Consider the following 16,088-nt stretch of genomic DNA (forward strand, 5'->3'; position numbering starts at 1 on the left):
CCCGCGCCCTACGGCAACAGAAACGGCCGAAGCTCTAATCGCCGCTGGATGAAAGTTCAGTGGCAGGTCAAGCGGTGGATTGTCGGTCTGACGTCAGCACCCTCGGGCCAGATTTGAGGGTTTGAGTAGCGAAAGATCTCTGGTTCATCGAAGCCGTCATGGAGCGAAGATGACCAAGACATCGGGAACGCCGAAGGACGCGGCCGACGGGCTGGTCCGGGGTATCAAGCGACGGACGCGGCAGTACTATTCCGCAGAAGAGAAGATCACAATCGTTTGGCGGGACCGCGCGGGGAAGAAGAGCATCGCCGGCCCTAGGCGTCGCGAGGGAATCGCCGAGAGCCTCTGTTACAGCAGGTCGAAGGAATTCCTGGAGGCGGGCAATGAAGCGGATTATCGGCGACCTGAGCCCCGACTTCCCTCCATTTTTCCGGAGAGTCTTGGGTTTTTAATCTGGCCTCAAGCGGCCTGTTTTTCCAGTACCATTTTCCTTGCGAACTCGTTGGGCGTGATATTGCCCAGCGATGAGTGCGGTCTGTTTGCGTTGTAGTCCTCCTTCCATGTGGAGATGGCTGCGCGCGCTTGCGCGGGCGATGAGAATAGCGTCTCGTTGAGGCACTCGTCGCGGAAGCTGCCGTTGATAGGGAAGACGGCCCCGCTCCGAGAAGGGACCGTATAGTGGTCCCAGATTGCAAAAGGAGCTTACCGATGAAACCAACCACCGTTGGCCTTGATCTGGCCAAAAACGTTTTTCATGTCCATGTCGCTGACGCATCCGGACATACGATCGATAGTAAGAGGCTGACACGCCGCGAGTTGCTGCCGTTCTTTGAGGCGTTATCGCCTTGCCTGGTCGGCATCGAAGCTTGTGCAACTGCCCATAACTGGGCGCGCCAACTGCAGGGGATCGGACATGACGTTCGTCTCATTCCGCCCGGCTACATCAAACCTTATGTGCGGCGCGGGGCAAAGAATGACGCTTCTGATGCTGCTGCCATTTATGAAGCCGTGACCCGCCCGAACATGCGTTTTGTCGCGATCAAATCACGCGAAGATCAAGCCTTTCTGATGCTTCATCGCGCCAGAGGGCTTTTGGTCCGGCAACGTACCATGGCGGCTTGTGCGTTCCGGGCGCATTTGGCCGAGTATGGCGTTATCGTCGCGCAGGGCAGACATCGGGTCGATGCCCTTGTCGCAAAGCTGGACGAGATAAGAGGGGATCTGCCGGAGCATGCGTGCTTCGCTTTGGACATGCTCATTGGTCAACTTGATGCACTGAACCACCAGATTGACAGCATTGATGCCCGGTTGGGAGAGATCCACAAGAGCAACACGATCTGCCGCTTACTGGCAACCATACCGGGGATAGGGCCAATCACAGCAACTGCTTTCGCTGCCACAATTCCGGACCCATCCGCCTTTCGATCAGGCCGCGAGTTTGCCGCCTGGCTTGGCCTGACGCCGCGACAGAACGCGTCGGGCGGCAAGAACAGGTTGGGTGGCATCACTAAGCAAGGTGATCGATATCTCCGGCACCTGCTTGTTCTGGGGGCGCGAACGGTGGTGCGGTATCCAAAGGCGCGTTCCCGCGTTGATGGCCCATGGATCGAAGCATTGCTCGAGCGGCGCAGACCTATGGTCGTTGCTGTCGCCGTTGCAAACAAATTGGCGCGAACCATCTGGGCAATGCTGACGACTGGAGAGGTGTTCAGGACCGCATAGCCGCAAGGACACATTCACCCAGACATAACGAGATGGCAAAAGTGCAATGACAGCGTGATGGCAAATCGGCAGAGCTGAGGATCGAGAAAGCCCGGAGAGCTTTAAGCGCGCCATAGCGCGTCCTGTTGATGAGGCCTCGATCCGCGGACACCATCAGGGCCAGCAGTCATGTAAGGGCTGCATGAACAGGCCGAATACATGAACGCACCCGCCGATGAATATCACGATTAAAGCACTTGCGCCCGCGGGGCCGTCTATACATGAAGCTTTCCACGAAGCCGTTCTGCATTGGCTTGCCGGGCGCGATGTAATGCCATTCGACGCCGCGATCCTGCTGCCATTTGAGCATGGCGTTCGAGGTCAGTTCCGTGCCGTTGTCGCTGACCACCATCAGTGGGTAGCCGCGACGCTCAGCGATGACATCCAGTTCACGGGCCACGCGCCCACCGAGATCGAGTTGTCGTCGACGGCCGCCAGGCATTCCCGGCTGAAGTCATCGATGACGCATAGGATGCGGAAGCGGCGTCCGTCGATCAGCGTGTCCGATACGAAGTCGAGGCTCCAGCGCTGATTGGGATCCTGCGGGATCGTCATCGGTGCTCGCGTGCCCAGGGCTCGCTTGCGGCCACCGCGTTTGCGCACGGTGAGCCGTTCCTCGCGATAGAGGCGGTAGAGTTTCTTCCAGTTCACCTCGACACCTTCGCGTTTCAGCAGGATGTGCAGGCGCCGGTAGCCGAAGCGCCGACGTTGTGACGCCAGCTCCTTCAGCCGCTTTCGCAGCATTACATCGTCCGGTCGCGTCGATCGATAGCGATAGACCCGCGGGTCGATACCCACCAAACCGCATGCACGGCGTTGCGAGTAGCCTTGGTGTACGATAGCCCAGCTCACGGCGTTCCTCCTTAAGCCGGGCGGCAGAAGTTTTTTCCAAGCATCTCGCGGAGCGTCGAGACATCCATCATCGACTCCGCCAGAAGCTTCTTCAGCTTGGCGTTCTCCTCCTCCAGCGTCTTCAGCCGTTTGGCCTCCGACACTTCCATGCCGCCATACTTCGAGCGCTACTTATAGAAAGTCGCATCGCTGACGCCGTATTTGCGGCACAGAGCGGCCGCCGACATGCCCGCCTTATGCTCCTTCAAAATGCCGATGACTTGCTCATCGGAAAACCTGGATCGCTTCATTGCCTGTCTCCTTCGTTGGGAAACAGGCTAACCGAAAAACGAGGATCATTCAGGGGAGCAGGTCACCTGGCCTAGCCCGGGGTATCAGCGCCCGTCGTCGCCGTCGCGATCCCAGTACCAGGCAACATACATTTTCTTGCGATCGTGCTGCCGGTTTTTCAGGAGCGCGCGGATATCGCGGATGTCGCTTTTTTCGCAGGCGATCCAGACGAAGGTTTCGCCGTCGAGGTCGGCGAGCGCGTGGCGGATGGTCTGCGCCAGTCCCCTGGATGCGGGGGACGCGCGGTGTAGCCAGGTGAGGTCGAGTTCGGCTGCTCCGCCGATCGCCTGTTCCTCCGCCGCGTTTTCCACCTCGATGATCGCCGTCAACTTCGTTCCGGCCGGCGCCTCCTCGGCGATACGGGCGATCGCGGGAAGGGCGGCCTCGTCGCCGGCAAGGAAGATGTGTTCGGCCTCGGGGACGCCGCCGCCGCCGGGGCCGAGAAACGCCGCCCGGTCGCCGGGCTTTGCATCGCGAGCGAAATCGGCACCCGGCGTGGCAATGCCCGAGGCAGGGTGCTGAAGGAAATCGACCCAGACTTCGCCGCGTTCGATATCGACGAAGCGGATCGTGTAGACCCGGATCAGCAACGCATCCACACCCTCCGGCCATTTGATCCGTCCGTCTTCTCCGATCACCGGCCAGACCGGCTCCCGGCCTTTTGGCGGCACCAGCAGACGGACGTGCATGTTACCGCCGATGAACGGCGTCAGATCGGCGCAGGCGAATTTCACCCGCAGCATATGCGGCGTGACGGTCTCGGTGGCGACGACCCGCACCTCATGCAGGTTCGGGGGAACGGCGGGCGGAGGCGGATCGGACCATGACAATTCCAACGCCTCCCCGCCGGCGAAATAGAACAGGTGCTCGGCGAGCATGGTGCGCGACAATTGCAGCCTTGCGGCGCTTTCCGCCGCAAGCGCGATCCGCAGTTGGTTGCCGTCTAGCGATATCACCGCCTCGCCGCCCTCGCCGGCAATCGTCACGCAGTCTCCGGTTCTTGTGACATCGGCATGGTCGACGAAGTGCTCGGCGGCCATGTCGAGCATGGCGCGCGCATCTTCGGGCCGGGCAAGGCCGGACAGGCGGAAAGTCTCGGTCATGATTGTCGTCCTTTCATAACGTGCCGCTGTGATGGCGTCCCATCGGCAGCATCATCGGCCGCGCGGATACCGGATCGGTGACGATCCTGCTTTCGAGGCCGAAAATCTCCCTGATGTGGTCTTCGGTCAGAACGGTTTCGGGCGTGCCGGCGACATGCAGCCGCCCCGCCTTCATCGCGACCAGATGGTCGGCGTAGCGAGCCGCAAGGTTCAGGTCGTGCAGCACCATGACGATGGTGGTTCCATTCTTACGGTTGAGGTCGGTCAGCAGATCCAGCACCTCGACCTGATGGCTGATGTCGAGAAAGGTGGTCGGTTCGTCGAGCAGCAGGATATCGGTCTGCTGGGCCAGCACCATGGCGATCCAGACCCGCTGGCGCTGACCGCCGGAAAGTTCGTCGACGGCGCGGTCGGCAAGGTCCGCCATGCCGGTCGTGTCGAGCGCAAGGGCAACCGCCTGGTCATCCGTGGCACTCCACCGCGAAAACATGGTCTGGTGCGGATGGCGTCCCCGGCTGACGAGATCCGAAACCGTAATCCCCTCCGGCGCCAGCGGCGACTGGGGGAGCAGGCCAAGCGAGCGCGCCAGTAATTTCGTCGGTGTGCGGTGGATGGCCTTGCCGTCGAGCAAAACCTCTCCGCGCTTCGGCGTCAGAAGCCGCGACAGCGTCTTGAGCAAGGTCGACTTGCCGCAGGCATTGGCTCCGACAATCGCCGTGATCTTGTTCGGCGGCACGGTGAAGCTGAGGTCTTCGAGGATGGTTCGGTCGCCATAGCCGGCGAAGATTCCTTGGGCGCCAAGGGTATGCTGGATCATAGCGAACCTCTGTTGACCCGGATGATCAGGTAGATGAGATAGGGCGCTCCAAGCGCACCGGTGACGACGCCGACCGGATAGCGGGCGGGAAGAAGGAACTGCCCGGTATAGTCCGCCACGAGCACGAGGCACGCGCCCACCAGCGCTGCGGGCACCAGCAGCGACCCGTTGTTGCGCATGATCCGCGCCGCGATCGGCCCCGACAGGAAGGCCACGAAGGCGATCGGCCCGGTGATCGCGGTCGCGATCGCAATCAGGCCAACTGCCGCGATGGTGATCAGGAGCCGGGTGCGCGCGACGCCGACGCCGAGCGCGGCGGCCGTGTCGTCGCCAAGCCGCAGCGTTTCGAGGTCGCGCGTCCGGCTGAGGAGCAGGCCTCCGAACAGGACGAGGCTGATCGCAAGCGGCGACGCCTGGTCGAGCCTTGCGCCGTTGATGCTGCCGGTCAGCCATCGCATCGCCTCCTGCAGGTCCCACATCGGCGCGCGCGCGAGAACATAGGCGATCACGCTTTCGAGCATCGAGGAGACGCCGATGCCGACGAGGATCAGCCGCATGCCGGCAACGCCGTTCTTCGCCGCAAGCCCGTAGACCAGCAGGGCCACGCCGAGCCCGGCGGCAACGGCAAAGACCGAGACCGTGGGGCCGTTCAGCTTCAGCACCACGATCGCAAATACCGCCGCGGCACTCGCCCCGGAGCTGATGCCGATGATGTCCGGGCTTGCCAGCGGGTTGCGCAGCATGAGCTGGAAGGCGACGCCGCCAAGACCGAAGCTTGCGCCCGCAAGAATGGCAAGCACGGCGCGCGGCAGACGCAACTGGCCGACGGTGAAGGAGAGGCCCGGCACATCCCCGCCCATGAGCACGCGCAGGACATCGCGCGGCGGCGCGAAAGATTGGCCGAGCATCAGCGTCAGCGCGAAGAATGCCGCAAGCAGGGCGAGAAACAGCGCCAGGAAAAACCGCCGATGCCGGGCGCGGCGGGCTCTTGTCGCGCTGACGAGCCGGAATGTCGGGGAGAGATCCGTCACAGTTCACGCACCTGTTGACGCCTGACGATCCAGATGAAGACCGGCCCGCCGACCAGCGCGGTGATGATGCCGACATCGACCTCGCCGGGGCGGGCGGCGATGCGGCCGATGATATCGCTCGCCAGAAGCAGGATGCCGCCGCCAAGGGCTGAAAACGGCAGGAGCCAGCGGTGATCGACGCCGACGATCAGGCGGCAGGCATGCGGAACCACGAGGCCGACAAAACCGATCGGCCCGCACACCGCCGTCGTCGCCCCGCACAGGAGAACCGCCGAAACCGCGGCAACGGCGCGGCCGAGGGCAACGTTTTCCCCGAGGCCGGCGGCCAGTTCGTCGCCCAGCGCCATGGCGTTGAGCTTGCGCGCGGAGATGAAGGCGAGCGCGAGACCGACAACAAGGAACGGCAGAACCGGAAGGATGCGCGAAAATGTGGCCCCACCGACGCCGCCGATCTGCCAGGAGCGGATGCCGCCGGCGATGTCGCCTCTCGGCAGCACGATCGCCATGACCAGCGACGCGAACGCGATCGAGGTTGCTGCTCCCGCAAGCGTCAGCTTCAGCGGCGTCGCCCCGCCGCGACCGAGCGAGCCGACCAGATAGACGAAGACGGCGGTGATGCCCGCGCCGAGGATCGCGGTCCAGATATAGGCGTTGGAGGAGCTGATATTGAACCAGGCCACGCCGATGACCACCGCAAGCGCCGCGCCCGTATTGACGCCGAAAATACCGGGATCGGCCAATGGATTGCGGGTGATGCCCTGCATCAGCGCGCCGGAAAGCCCGAGCGCGGCCCCTGCCAGCACGGCAAGCGCCGTGCGCGGAATGCGCATCGCCACCACGGCTTCGCCGATGGTTTCGTCATGCCCGGCAATGGCGGCGGCGATGTCGGAAAAAGACACACCGCGCGTGCCGATCGCCAGCGAGGCCGCCGCCAGAACGACGACAGCGAGAACGGCTGCGGCCAGCCAGAACATCCTCTCTCCGCCGGCTGTGCCGGAGGCTATCGTATCCTGCCGCCTCATTCTGGCTTTGCGGTTGACGTTCTGGCCGCCGCGGCAAGCTTTGCCACGTAGTCATCAAGCACATAGGAGATCGAAAGCGGGGTCGGGTTGGCCGCCGTGCCGAGGGGATTGCGGCCGAGCATGACGACGGCGTCGTTTTCGACTGCCGGCATGTGCCGGAAAACCGGGTTCTGCCGCATGGCCTTGAGAAGCGTATCGTCGCCATAGGTAACGACAATATCGACGTCGTCGAAGGCATCGATGCGCTCGACGCTGATCGAGCCGGCGAAGCTGCCGTCCTTCGAGGCCGCGATCACGCTCTCGGGGGCTTCCAGCCCGAGATCGCCAAAGAACTGCACCCGGGTATCGTGCGTCGTGTAGAAATTCACGACGCTGAGGTCGGTGGCGTCGAGATGGGTGATGAACATCGCCTTCTTGCCCCGAAGCTCCGGGTATTCGGCGACCTCGGCGGCAATCTCGGCCTCGATCCGCGCGATCAGCGCCTCGCCCTCCTCGGGCATGCCGAGGCCTGCGCTGTTGAGGCGGATCATGTCGCGCCAGTTCGTTGCCCAGGGCGCATCCGGATAGGCGACGACCGGCGCGATCTGGCTCAGCGTGTCATATTCGCTGCGGGTAAGGCCGGAATAGGCGGCGAGGATGACGTCGGGCCTGACAGCGGCCACAGCCTCGAAATCGATGCCATCGCCCTCGTCGAACAGCACCGGCGTGTCGGCCCCGAGTTCATCGAGCCTCGCAGCGACCCAGGGCAACAGCCCGTCGCCGTCATCATCGCCGAAATTGGCCGCCGCGAAGCCGACCGGCACAACGCCGAGCGCCAGCGGCACCTCGTGATTGGCCCAGGCAACGGTTGCGACCCGCTCCGGCTTCTCGGTGATCACGGTCTCGCCGAAGGCATGGTGGACGATGATCGGTTCGGCAAAGGGCTCGCCCGCGAGAGCGGAATCACCCGCCAGGAACCGAAGTGTGGCTGTCATGACCAGGAGGGAAAAAAGGAACAAGCGCAGCACGACGACCTCTTTGATCGCTTAAAGTTGACGCTAGCTTTCATGTTTAGCGGACGAGGTCAAGCGACGCACCGGCCAGCCCCCGCCAGACAGGTGCAGGCACAGGAGGATCCTTCAAAAACCGGAAAACATACAATACTTGACTAAAATAATCATGTATTTTCGGATTGAATATGACAGCCATGCGCCGATACCGCGCTGACGGATGCGCCGCAACGGTTGTCGATCTGCGGGACGCGATTTCTGGAAACTGAGCATGAATTATTCAATACGCAATCTGGCCGGACGGGCTTCTCTAAGGGGCTACAGGCTTGCTTTTCTTCTCGGCTGCACGGCGCTTGTCGCGGTCCCTCTGCCCCTTCAGGCCCAGGAGCAGGCGGAGAACCTGGATGCCGAAAGCGGCGACGTCACGGTTCTGGACCCGGTCTTCGTCTCGGTTGACGGCTATGGTGCCAGCGATGCCAGCTCGATCGTTTCCTTCGGCAATACCGGCGGCGGCAAGCTGGCGACAGACTTCCTCGACACCGCGGCTTCGGTATCCGTCATCACGTCCAAGGAAATCCAGCAGCGCGACGCCCAGACGGTGGAACAGGTGCTCGATTACACCGCCGGCGTGACCACCGACTTCTACGGCTCCGACGACCGCTTCGATTTCTACAAGATCCGCGGCTTCGACGCCTATACCTACCGCGACGGCCTTCCGCTTGGCTCGCCCTTCGGGGGCGTCCGCGAGGAGCCTTATGCGTTCGAGCGGGTTGAAGTCCTCAAGGGCGCCGATTCGACGATCTTCGGCGTCTCCGATCCGGGCGGCACGGTGAATTTCGTGTCCAAGACGCCGCGGAGCGAGCGCTTCGGCGAGGCCTATGTCACTGGCGGCTCCTATGATCACGCCGAGGTGGGCTTCGACTTCGGCGACAACATCACCGAGGATGACACGCTTTCCTATCGCCTCACCGGCAAGTTCCAGAACGCCGACGCGGAATACGACTATTCCAATGATGACGAGAGCTTCATCATGGGCGGGCTGACGTGGCGCATCGATGACGCCACCGAGATGACGCTGATCTACGACTATCTCGACACCGATGGCACGCCGGGCGGCGGCGGGCACCCGATCGGCTCGGATTTCGACCGCAGCTTCTACCTCGGCGAGCCGGACTACAATTACAACGACGTGACCCGCAACACCGTCACATGGATGTTCGACCACGATTTCGGCTCGGGACTGACCTTCAGCTCGCGGGCCCGCTATGCGAGCTCCGAGACCGGTTTCGGCTATGCCTATGTCTATGAGCCGGTCGACAACGGCGACACGATAGCCGACCGCTATTACTTCGGCAGCGCCCGCGACTATGACGATTTCGTTATCGACGCGCATTTCCAGTACGACACGTTCTTCGCAAATGTCGAAAGCCGCACGCTTGCGGGCCTGCAGTACCAGACCTTCTCCGGCACCAATGACAGCTATTACGATGTCGCGCCGGGCATTGACTGGACCAACCCGGTCTATTCCGGCGGCCCGAACTACAGCGGGCCCTATGCCAGTACGAAGAATGACCAGAACACGACTTCGGTCTACCTGCAGCAGGAGTTGACCTTCTCCGAAAAGCTGATCGCCTCGGTCGGCCTGCGCAACGACTGGCTGGATCTGGAACAGCGCAACCAGCTCACCGGCATCACGACCAGCGGCGACTACAGCGAGTTTACCGGCCGCGCGGGGCTGACCTACCGGATCACCGACGAAGTCTCGACCTATGCGAGCTATGCCCAGTCGGTGGCGCCGCCGACGCTCGGGATCGATCCGGAGCGGGGCGAGCAGTATGAGGTCGGCGTCAAATACGCCCCGCTCGCCTTCCCGGCGCTGCTCAGCGCCTCGGTCTATGATCTGACCAAGACCAACATCACTGTCACCAATCCCGCGACCAGCATGCAGGAATCGATCGGCGAGGCGCGGGTGCGCGGCATCGATCTGGAAGCCAAGGCCGAACTGCCGCATAATTTCAGCCTCACGGCGGCCTATTCCTACATGATGTCGGACATCGTCGAAAACGGCGCGAGCGGCAATGTCGGCAACGAGCTCGGTTTCGTGCCGAACAATGTCGCATCCTTGTGGGTGGATTATACGCTGGCAGGCGAAGGCCGGCGCGGCGACATGACCTTCGGCCTCGGCGCGCGCTACCAGAGCTCCTACTATTTCGGCGAGGACAACGCGGTCAAATCCGACCCCAACATCACCTTCGATGCCGCCTTCAGCTATGATGTCGCCGAACACACGACCCTTCAGGTCAACGCCACCAACCTCTTCAACGAGAAATATGTCGCCTATGGCGGCTACGGCGCCGACTGGTACAATCAGGGCCGCGCGGTTTATGTGACGCTGCGCCAGGCATGGTGAGAAAAGGGATGCGCCATCGCGCGCCGGTCAGCGCGCGCTATGGCGCGCCGACTTGCGCCAGGCTGCCGGCGTTTCTCCGGTGACCTGGCGAAACACGCGGGTGAGGTGCGCCTGATCGGAAAAGCCGAGCTCGGTGGCGGCATCGGCTACGCTGATGTCGCTTCCGACGAGCAGGTCTTTGGCGCGTTCGACGCGTCTGGCAAGCTGCCATTGCAGCGGCGTCTTGCCCGTGGTCTGCCGGAAGACTTCCGAAAACCAGCTTTCCGAAAGCCCGACGGTCTCTGCCATCTCGGCAACCGTCATGCGCGCGTGGGGCGATGCTTCGAAGCGCGATATCAGCCGGTTCATCTGCGCCTCGGTGATCCGGCCGCCGGAAGCGCGCTCTCCGGCATCGGTGGGTATGTCCAGCAGCGCGGTCGCGAGGCTGCCGACAAGGCTTTCGGCATAGAGCGAATGGCGGGCGGGATTTGCCACCTCGTCGACGATCATGCCCGCCAGCGTGCCGATCGGACCGATATCATGGGTTTCCGCCGGGCGGCGTAAAACGGCGCGGGCTGCGGAGGTGCCGAGCGATGGCGCGATGAAGCGCAGCAGCCTGTCCTCATGCAGATGAAGATCGAGATGGGAAAAGCGATGCCGGGCGGTGAACTGCGTCCACATCGGAACACCCGCGGGTACGTAGATCGCCCGCGTCAGCGGCCGTTCATGGCCGGAAAACGCGCCATTGCGGTTCGAGACGCGAATGCAATCCGAGACATCGTTGAAGAAGATGACGATCCGCGGATCCGGCGAAAGATAATAGGCGTTCGCGTCCCGATCGCCCTCGGCCTCCCAATAGACGCCGACAAGACCGTCAAGTCCGCGCCACTGGACCGGCGCGACCGGCCGAATGCCTTTCGTATGGCTCAACATCGAATGCCGATAGGTCAAGACAGGTTACCGTTTTCAAAGTGTTGGCCCATGCGCTGCCGCCAATGGAACATGACGATACCGTAAGCCGCTTCTGCGCTTCGATCGGGTTCAGACAGTTACTTGACTATAAATATCATATTTTCCACATGCGCAAGCATCGGTTCCCGCTGCTTGTGGTTGTCGCCCCCGCAGGGGCCTGCCCGCCGTGATGCCGATCGCAACGCCGTCGGGGTCTATCGCGGGCTGCAGGAGGCGAAGCTCTCAATCCCGTGGGATGTTCAGGTCGTGGCTTTCAATGACAGCTCGATTGCGCAAATGCTTGTGCCCGAACTTTCCACGCTGCGTCTTGAAGCCGGCGTTATCGGTGAGACATCCGTTGACCTGCTGATGGAACGCCACGCGGGCCGCAAGGCGGCAAAATATGTACAAATTACACCGACCATCATCGAGCGTGGCAGCACGTTGAAACCGTGATTTTGTCGTTTCGGCAGTTTGTCCAACAGCTTGCGCCGCCGCTCTTATCCGGCGAGGCCCGCGCAGCGCCTCCTTCGGCTCCGGCATTTGATCAGCCTGGTGCAGACCAGCGATGAGGCCCTGACGCTTTGCATACACATGGCAAGCGCGAACCTGGTCGTCAATCGAGGCGTCTGCTCTTTCGCGATTCTAGACGATCTCGACATTCACGTTCGATGCGCGCATTAACTCGAGTTCTTTGGGTGGGATGTCGCCAGTCAGGATCACGAGGTCGAAATCCGTGATTTCCGCGACATAGTTCAGGGCGCTGAACTGAAACTTGGTCGCATCGGCGAGCAGAATCCGCCGTCGGGCGACCTGCATCATTGTCTGTTTGGCGCGGACAACGATTTCGTCGGGCGTGTAGAGCGACAGCCCCTGGATCGTGGTCGTCGACAGGATCGCTACGTCTACATGATAGGAGCGCATGGCTTTTTCGCAATTGGCTCCGAAATAGCCGTGATAGCCCGGGTGATATCGTCCGCCCGTCGATACCAAATCGATGTCCGGTGTTTGCCGCAACCGCTCAAGGATCGGCGCGGCGTTGGTGACAACAGTTAACGGCGAGACCTCTTCAAGATAGTCGGTAAGGTGGAATGTGGTGGTGCTGTCGTCGATCATGACAGCATTTCCGGGCTCAAGATGGGCGATAGCGGCGCGTGCGAGCCGCTTCTTGTCCTCCACATTCTTGCGTCCACGGTAGTTGTAGCTGCTCTCGAACAACAGCGACTTTTCTGCTGAAACCGACCCCCGCAATCTACGCGCGAGACCTTCTGCCTCAAGCACGGAAAGATCGCGGTGGACAGTCATCAGACTGACGTTGAGCATTTCGGCCAGATCCCGAATCTGGATCGATGAACCGCTCATCAGAAACTGGATGATCTTGGTCCGTCGCCGTTCCGCCTTCGAGGGTGTTGCCTCGGGGTCGACGTCCAAATTGTTATGATCGCTCATCGCTTCTCTCGTTGAATTTAACATTTTCTTGTATCGAACAATTTCCGGTCTCTGTCTAATCTTTTCTGAAATCACCACTGAAATTAAAAATAAATAATTAAAAACAATGGATTAATAATGGCGATGTATCGTCGAACGCTCTGAAATGCGCAACGCTCTTCGAAACAGAAATATCCGAAATGTTGTTACGCAACAAATTTTCCGATAAATGAAACAAAATTATTGATATCTCTAACCCGCGCTGTTAGCGTTTACCCATCCGGTGTCGGCAGATCCTGAGATCGCTCGGGATTTCGTCGAAAGGTGGAAATGGCGGTTCCCGTCAGCGAGCGTTGACGTTCGGTTCCGCTCGAAAAGCGTATGACGAACAGACAGCCGCCAATGCGCGGCGAGAGTGAGGGTTGAGTGGCAGATCTGGACGATATCAAGGACGGCAAGGACTGGGGGCGGGAGCGACCGGCGGATACCTCGCGTTTCTTTCTTAAAGGCAATGCGCATCACGATTGGGGTATGAAGGCGCGCCTTTCGCAGATTTTCCGTCCTGACACGGGCCGGACGGTCATGCTTGCCTTCGATCACGGCTATTTCCAGGGGCCCACCACCGGTCTTGAGCGGCTCGATCTGACGATCGCACCCCTTGCCGAGCATGCCGATGTTTTGATGTGCACGCGGGGCGGCCTGCGCAGCTCGATTCCGCCGGAAGTCCGCAAGCCTGTCGTTCTGCGCTGTTCTGCCGGCAACTCGATCCTGACCGAGCTTTCCAATGAGCTGGTCAGCGTGGAAATTGATGATGCAATCCGTCTGGGCGCGACCGCAATGGCGGCGCAGGTCTATATCGGCGCGGAATATGAGCACAAGTCCATCGCCAATGTCGTGAAGCTGATCGATACCGGCACCCGCTATGGCATTCCGACAATGGCCGTCACCGGCGTCGGAAAGTCGATGGCGCGCGATGCACGCTATTTCGGCCTTGCCACCCGCATCGCCGCCGAAGTCGGCGCACAATTCGTCAAGTCCTACTACGTTGACGAAGGCTTCGAGCGCATCACCCTTGGTTGCCCGGTGCCGATCGTGATCGCCGGCGGCAAGAAGCTGCCGGAACGCGACGCGCTTGAAATGGCATACCGCGCCATCGACCAGGGCGCAGCCGGCGTCGATATGGGGCGCAATGTTTTCCAGTCGACGGATCCGGTAGCCATGCTCACCGCGCTCGCCGCTGTCGTGCATGAGGGGCGAACCGGCGAAGAAGGCTACGAGCTTTTCCAGGATCTGCGGAACAAGACGACGGGTTGAGGTCGCAGGCGTCGACACCGGGGCCGGGCCGCCGGCCCCGAAAACTTGAAATCAGGGACATGGCATGAAAAACCTCTGGGACGAGGCCGAGGCTGCAAAGGCGAAGACAGGTTTGGATCTGCGCGCCTATTCTTCGCGATTGATCGGGCGCGATCGCTCCCTGGTCCTGCATGGCGGTGGCAATACTTCCTTCAAAGGAGCAGTCGCCGACCGTTTCGGCGCTTCGAAGCAGGTCATCTGGGTGAAGGCCAGCGGCTACGATCTGGGCACGATGGGCGTCGAGGGCTTCACCGCGCTTGAACTTCCCGCCCTTTTGGCGCTCGCCGAGCTCGAAAGTCTGTCCGATAGCGACATGGTTGCCGAGGTCAAGCGCGCGCGCCTTGATCCGCAAGCCGCGGCTGCCTCCATCGAGGCGATCGTTCATGCTCTCGTTCCCGCACCCTATGTCGATCATTCCCACGCTGATGGCGTGCTGACGATTTCCAACAGCGTCAACGGCACAGCATTGCTGCGCGAGATCTACGGGCCGCGCGTGATGATCCTGCCTTATGTAAAGCCGGGATTTGATCTGGCACGCCAGATGCGCGAAGCGATCCTCTCGTCCGGGCTGGCCGAGACCGATGCGATCATCCTTGAGCATCACGGTGTTTTCACCTGGGGCGAGACTGCGCGTGAAAGCTATGATCGCATGGTGGCGGTCTGCACACGCGCGGAAGAATGGCTCGCCGAGCATGTGCGGTCCTTGCCGGAGGCGGGAGAGAGCGAGGCCGATCCCGTGGCGATTGCCGATCTGCGTGGCCGCGTCAGCCGAATGGCCGGACGGGCCATGATCTCGCGGCCCTCGACAGCCCTGCCGGTCGAAGAGATTGAAGAAATCGGCAGGCTGTCCCGCAACGGCACGCTGACCCCCGAACATGTCATTCACAACAAGCCGTTCCCGGTCGTTGTCGGCGAGACCGTCGAGCTGGCGCTTGAGAAATTCGCTTCTGAATACCGCGCCTATGTCGCGCGCGGCAATGATGACACCCTGCTGCCCCTGCCGCCGCATCCCCATTGGGCAATCCTGTCCGACGGTTCGGTGCGCAGCTTCGGACCGGGGCTGGCGCGGGCGGGTGTTTCCGCCGATGTCGCCGCAGCCAATTTGATGGCCCTGCGTCGCGCCGCCCGCCTCGGCGGCTGGCAGGGCCTCAACGAAGACGATTTGCGGGCACTTGAATACTGGGAGCTGGAGCAGGCGAAGCTGCGTGCGCAGGGCACGCCGCCGGCGCTGGCGGGAAAGATCGCGGTGATCGGAGGATGCGCCACCGGCATCGGGCGTGCGACGGCGGTCGCATTGCGCGAACGCGGCGCGGTCGTGGTCGGGCTCGATATCAATCCGGCCGTCGAGGAATTCATGAACCGCCCGGATTTCAGGGGCGTGACAGTTGACCTCACCGACGAAGCGGAGGTGGCCACCGCATTGCGGCAGACGGTGACCGACTTTGGCGGCATCGACATCCTTGTTTCCAACGTGGGGATATTCCGCGCCGGAGCGAACATCGAAGTGCTGGAGGACGCGGCGTGGGACGCATCCCTGGCGGTGAACCTGACGTCGCACCGCAAGCTCTTGAAACAGGCGATCCCGTTCCTGCGCCACGGCGTCGATCCAAGTGTGGTCTTTATCGGCTCGCGCAATGTCATGGCGCCAGGCGCCGGCGCGGCCGCCTATTCCGTCTCCAAGGCCGGGCTGACGCAGTTGATGCGGGTGGCCGCCCTCGAACTGGCATCCGAGGGGATCAGGGTCAATGCGATCCATCCCGACGGGGTCTTCGATACCGATCTGTGGACGCCGGAGGCGCTGGCGACATCGGCGCGCCGGTATGGGCTGACGATCGAGCAGTACAAGGCGCGCAATCTGATGCAGACCGAGGTTGTCTCACGGGATGTCGCGCGCGCTGTCGCGGCGCTGGCCGACCAGACATTTTCCCGCACGACGGGAGCGCAGATTCCGGTGGACGGCGGCAATGATCGGGTCATTTGATCCGTCCGGGTCGCGGCATCGAACGAAATGGTGGCCGCTGATCGGCCATCGGGGAGTATCGACAGGATGGTCCTGTCGTTA

14 protein-coding genes and 1 pseudogene are annotated in these 16,088 nt (G+C 61.8%); 6 read left to right on the forward strand and 9 right to left on the reverse strand.

The window, feature by feature from the left end; translation table 11 throughout:
• The first annotated feature begins 169 nt into the window (after positions 1-169).
• Positions 170-550: a hypothetical protein gene (locus K7H91_RS25810; protein WP_419197429.1), complete on the forward strand. Its 381-nt coding sequence runs from the start codon at positions 170-172 to the stop codon at positions 548-550.
• On the opposite strand, the gene K7H91_RS01755 is transcribed toward K7H91_RS25810, so the two are convergent.
• Positions 460-690 (reverse strand): integrase core domain-containing protein, encoded by a 231-nt coding sequence (locus tag K7H91_RS01755; protein ID WP_419197438.1) that lies wholly within the window; start codon positions 688-690, stop codon positions 460-462. The genes K7H91_RS25810 and K7H91_RS01755 overlap by 91 nt on opposite strands.
• A gap of 18 nt (positions 691-708) precedes the next feature.
• Here K7H91_RS01755 and K7H91_RS01760 point away from each other — a divergent pair, with 18 nt between their 5' ends.
• Complete coding sequence (locus K7H91_RS01760) at positions 709-1,722, forward strand: IS110 family transposase (RefSeq protein ID WP_230718469.1); 1,014 nt, start codon at positions 709-711, stop codon at positions 1,720-1,722.
• Positions 1,723-1,975: 253 nt separating this feature from the next.
• On the opposite strand, the pseudogene K7H91_RS01765 reads toward K7H91_RS01760, so the two are convergent.
• The 6 genes and pseudogenes from K7H91_RS01765 to K7H91_RS01790 all read right to left on the reverse strand — a co-directional run.
• A pseudogene (locus K7H91_RS01765) lies at positions 1,976-2,903 on the reverse strand (IS3 family transposase); the annotation flags it as partial.
• Between the two features lie 84 nt (positions 2,904-2,987).
• Positions 2,988-4,046, reverse strand: a complete 1,059-nt coding sequence (locus K7H91_RS01770) for a DUF2218 domain-containing protein (protein WP_230718470.1) — start codon at positions 4,044-4,046, stop codon at positions 2,988-2,990.
• 13 nt (positions 4,047-4,059) lie between these two features.
• Complete coding sequence (locus tag K7H91_RS01775) at positions 4,060-4,863, reverse strand: ABC transporter ATP-binding protein (RefSeq protein WP_230718471.1); 804 nt, start codon at positions 4,861-4,863, stop codon at positions 4,060-4,062.
• On the reverse strand, positions 4,860-5,894 hold the full coding sequence (locus tag K7H91_RS01780) for a FecCD family ABC transporter permease (protein WP_419197430.1): 1,035 nt from the start codon (positions 5,892-5,894) through the stop codon (positions 4,860-4,862). The genes K7H91_RS01775 and K7H91_RS01780 overlap by 4 nt, the downstream gene beginning before the upstream one ends.
• On the reverse strand, positions 5,891-6,868 hold the full coding sequence (locus tag K7H91_RS01785; RefSeq protein ID WP_230718472.1) for a FecCD family ABC transporter permease: 978 nt from the start codon (positions 6,866-6,868) through the stop codon (positions 5,891-5,893). The genes K7H91_RS01780 and K7H91_RS01785 overlap by 4 nt, the downstream gene beginning before the upstream one ends.
• Before the next feature lie 44 nt (positions 6,869-6,912).
• Positions 6,913-7,890 (reverse strand): iron-siderophore ABC transporter substrate-binding protein, encoded by a 978-nt coding sequence (locus K7H91_RS01790; RefSeq protein WP_269065907.1) that lies wholly within the window; start codon positions 7,888-7,890, stop codon positions 6,913-6,915.
• A gap of 286 nt (positions 7,891-8,176) precedes the next feature.
• Here K7H91_RS01790 and K7H91_RS01795 point away from each other — a divergent pair, with 286 nt between their 5' ends.
• On the forward strand, positions 8,177-10,315 hold the full coding sequence (locus K7H91_RS01795; RefSeq protein ID WP_230718474.1) for a TonB-dependent siderophore receptor: 2,139 nt from the start codon (positions 8,177-8,179) through the stop codon (positions 10,313-10,315).
• A 27-nt stretch (positions 10,316-10,342) separates the two neighbouring features.
• On the opposite strand, the gene K7H91_RS01800 is transcribed toward K7H91_RS01795, so the two are convergent.
• Entirely contained in the window at positions 10,343-11,245 is a 903-nt protein-coding gene (locus tag K7H91_RS01800) for a helix-turn-helix domain-containing protein (protein ID WP_230718475.1), read from the reverse strand.
• A gap of 159 nt (positions 11,246-11,404) precedes the next feature.
• On the opposite strand from K7H91_RS01800, the gene K7H91_RS01805 reads away from it, so the two are divergent.
• Entirely contained in the window at positions 11,405-11,701 is a 297-nt protein-coding gene (locus K7H91_RS01805; RefSeq protein ID WP_230718762.1) for a substrate-binding domain-containing protein, read from the forward strand.
• A 189-nt stretch (positions 11,702-11,890) separates the two neighbouring features.
• On the opposite strand, the gene K7H91_RS01810 is transcribed toward K7H91_RS01805, so the two are convergent.
• Positions 11,891-12,694, reverse strand: coding sequence for a DeoR/GlpR family DNA-binding transcription regulator (locus K7H91_RS01810; protein ID WP_230718476.1), 804 nt, complete (start codon positions 12,692-12,694; stop codon positions 11,891-11,893).
• Between the two features lie 405 nt (positions 12,695-13,099).
• On the opposite strand from K7H91_RS01810, the gene lsrF reads away from it, so the two are divergent.
• Positions 13,100-13,987 carry a 3-hydroxy-5-phosphonooxypentane-2,4-dione thiolase gene (lsrF, locus tag K7H91_RS01815; RefSeq protein WP_230718477.1) on the forward strand — a complete coding sequence of 296 codons (888 nt, stop codon included), beginning with the start codon at positions 13,100-13,102 and terminating at the stop codon, positions 13,985-13,987.
• A gap of 64 nt (positions 13,988-14,051) precedes the next feature.
• On the forward strand, positions 14,052-16,007 hold the full coding sequence (locus K7H91_RS01820; protein ID WP_230718478.1) for an SDR family oxidoreductase: 1,956 nt from the start codon (positions 14,052-14,054) through the stop codon (positions 16,005-16,007).
• Positions 16,008-16,088: the final 81 nt, after the last annotated feature.

Origin of the sequence: Martelella mediterranea (genome assembly GCF_021021415.1) — a bacterium.
In the GTDB taxonomy this organism is placed as follows: Bacteria; Pseudomonadota; Alphaproteobacteria; order Rhizobiales; family Rhizobiaceae; genus Martelella; species Martelella mediterranea_C.

Excerpts from the sequence above, each read along its gene's own strand:
- K7H91_RS25810 (WP_419197429.1), top strand. The coding sequence starts at position 170 with ATGACCAAGACATCGGGAACGCCGAAGGACGCGGCCGACGGGCTGGTC.
- K7H91_RS01760 (WP_230718469.1), top strand. The coding sequence starts at position 709 with ATGAAACCAACCACCGTTGGCCTTGATCTGGCCAAAAACGTTTTTCAT.
- K7H91_RS01770 (WP_230718470.1), bottom strand. The coding sequence starts at position 4,046 with ATGACCGAGACTTTCCGCCTGTCCGGCCTTGCCCGGCCCGAAGATGCG.
- K7H91_RS01775 (WP_230718471.1), bottom strand. The coding sequence starts at position 4,863 with ATGATCCAGCATACCCTTGGCGCCCAAGGAATCTTCGCCGGCTATGGC.
- K7H91_RS01785 (WP_230718472.1), bottom strand. The coding sequence starts at position 6,868 with ATGTTCTGGCTGGCCGCAGCCGTTCTCGCTGTCGTCGTTCTGGCGGCG.
- K7H91_RS01790 (WP_269065907.1), bottom strand. The coding sequence starts at position 7,890 with ATGACAGCCACACTTCGGTTCCTGGCGGGTGATTCCGCTCTCGCGGGC.
- K7H91_RS01795 (WP_230718474.1), top strand. The coding sequence starts at position 8,177 with ATGAATTATTCAATACGCAATCTGGCCGGACGGGCTTCTCTAAGGGGC.
- K7H91_RS01810 (WP_230718476.1), bottom strand. The coding sequence starts at position 12,694 with ATGAGCGATCATAACAATTTGGACGTCGACCCCGAGGCAACACCCTCG.
- K7H91_RS01820 (WP_230718478.1), top strand. The coding sequence starts at position 14,052 with ATGAAAAACCTCTGGGACGAGGCCGAGGCTGCAAAGGCGAAGACAGGT.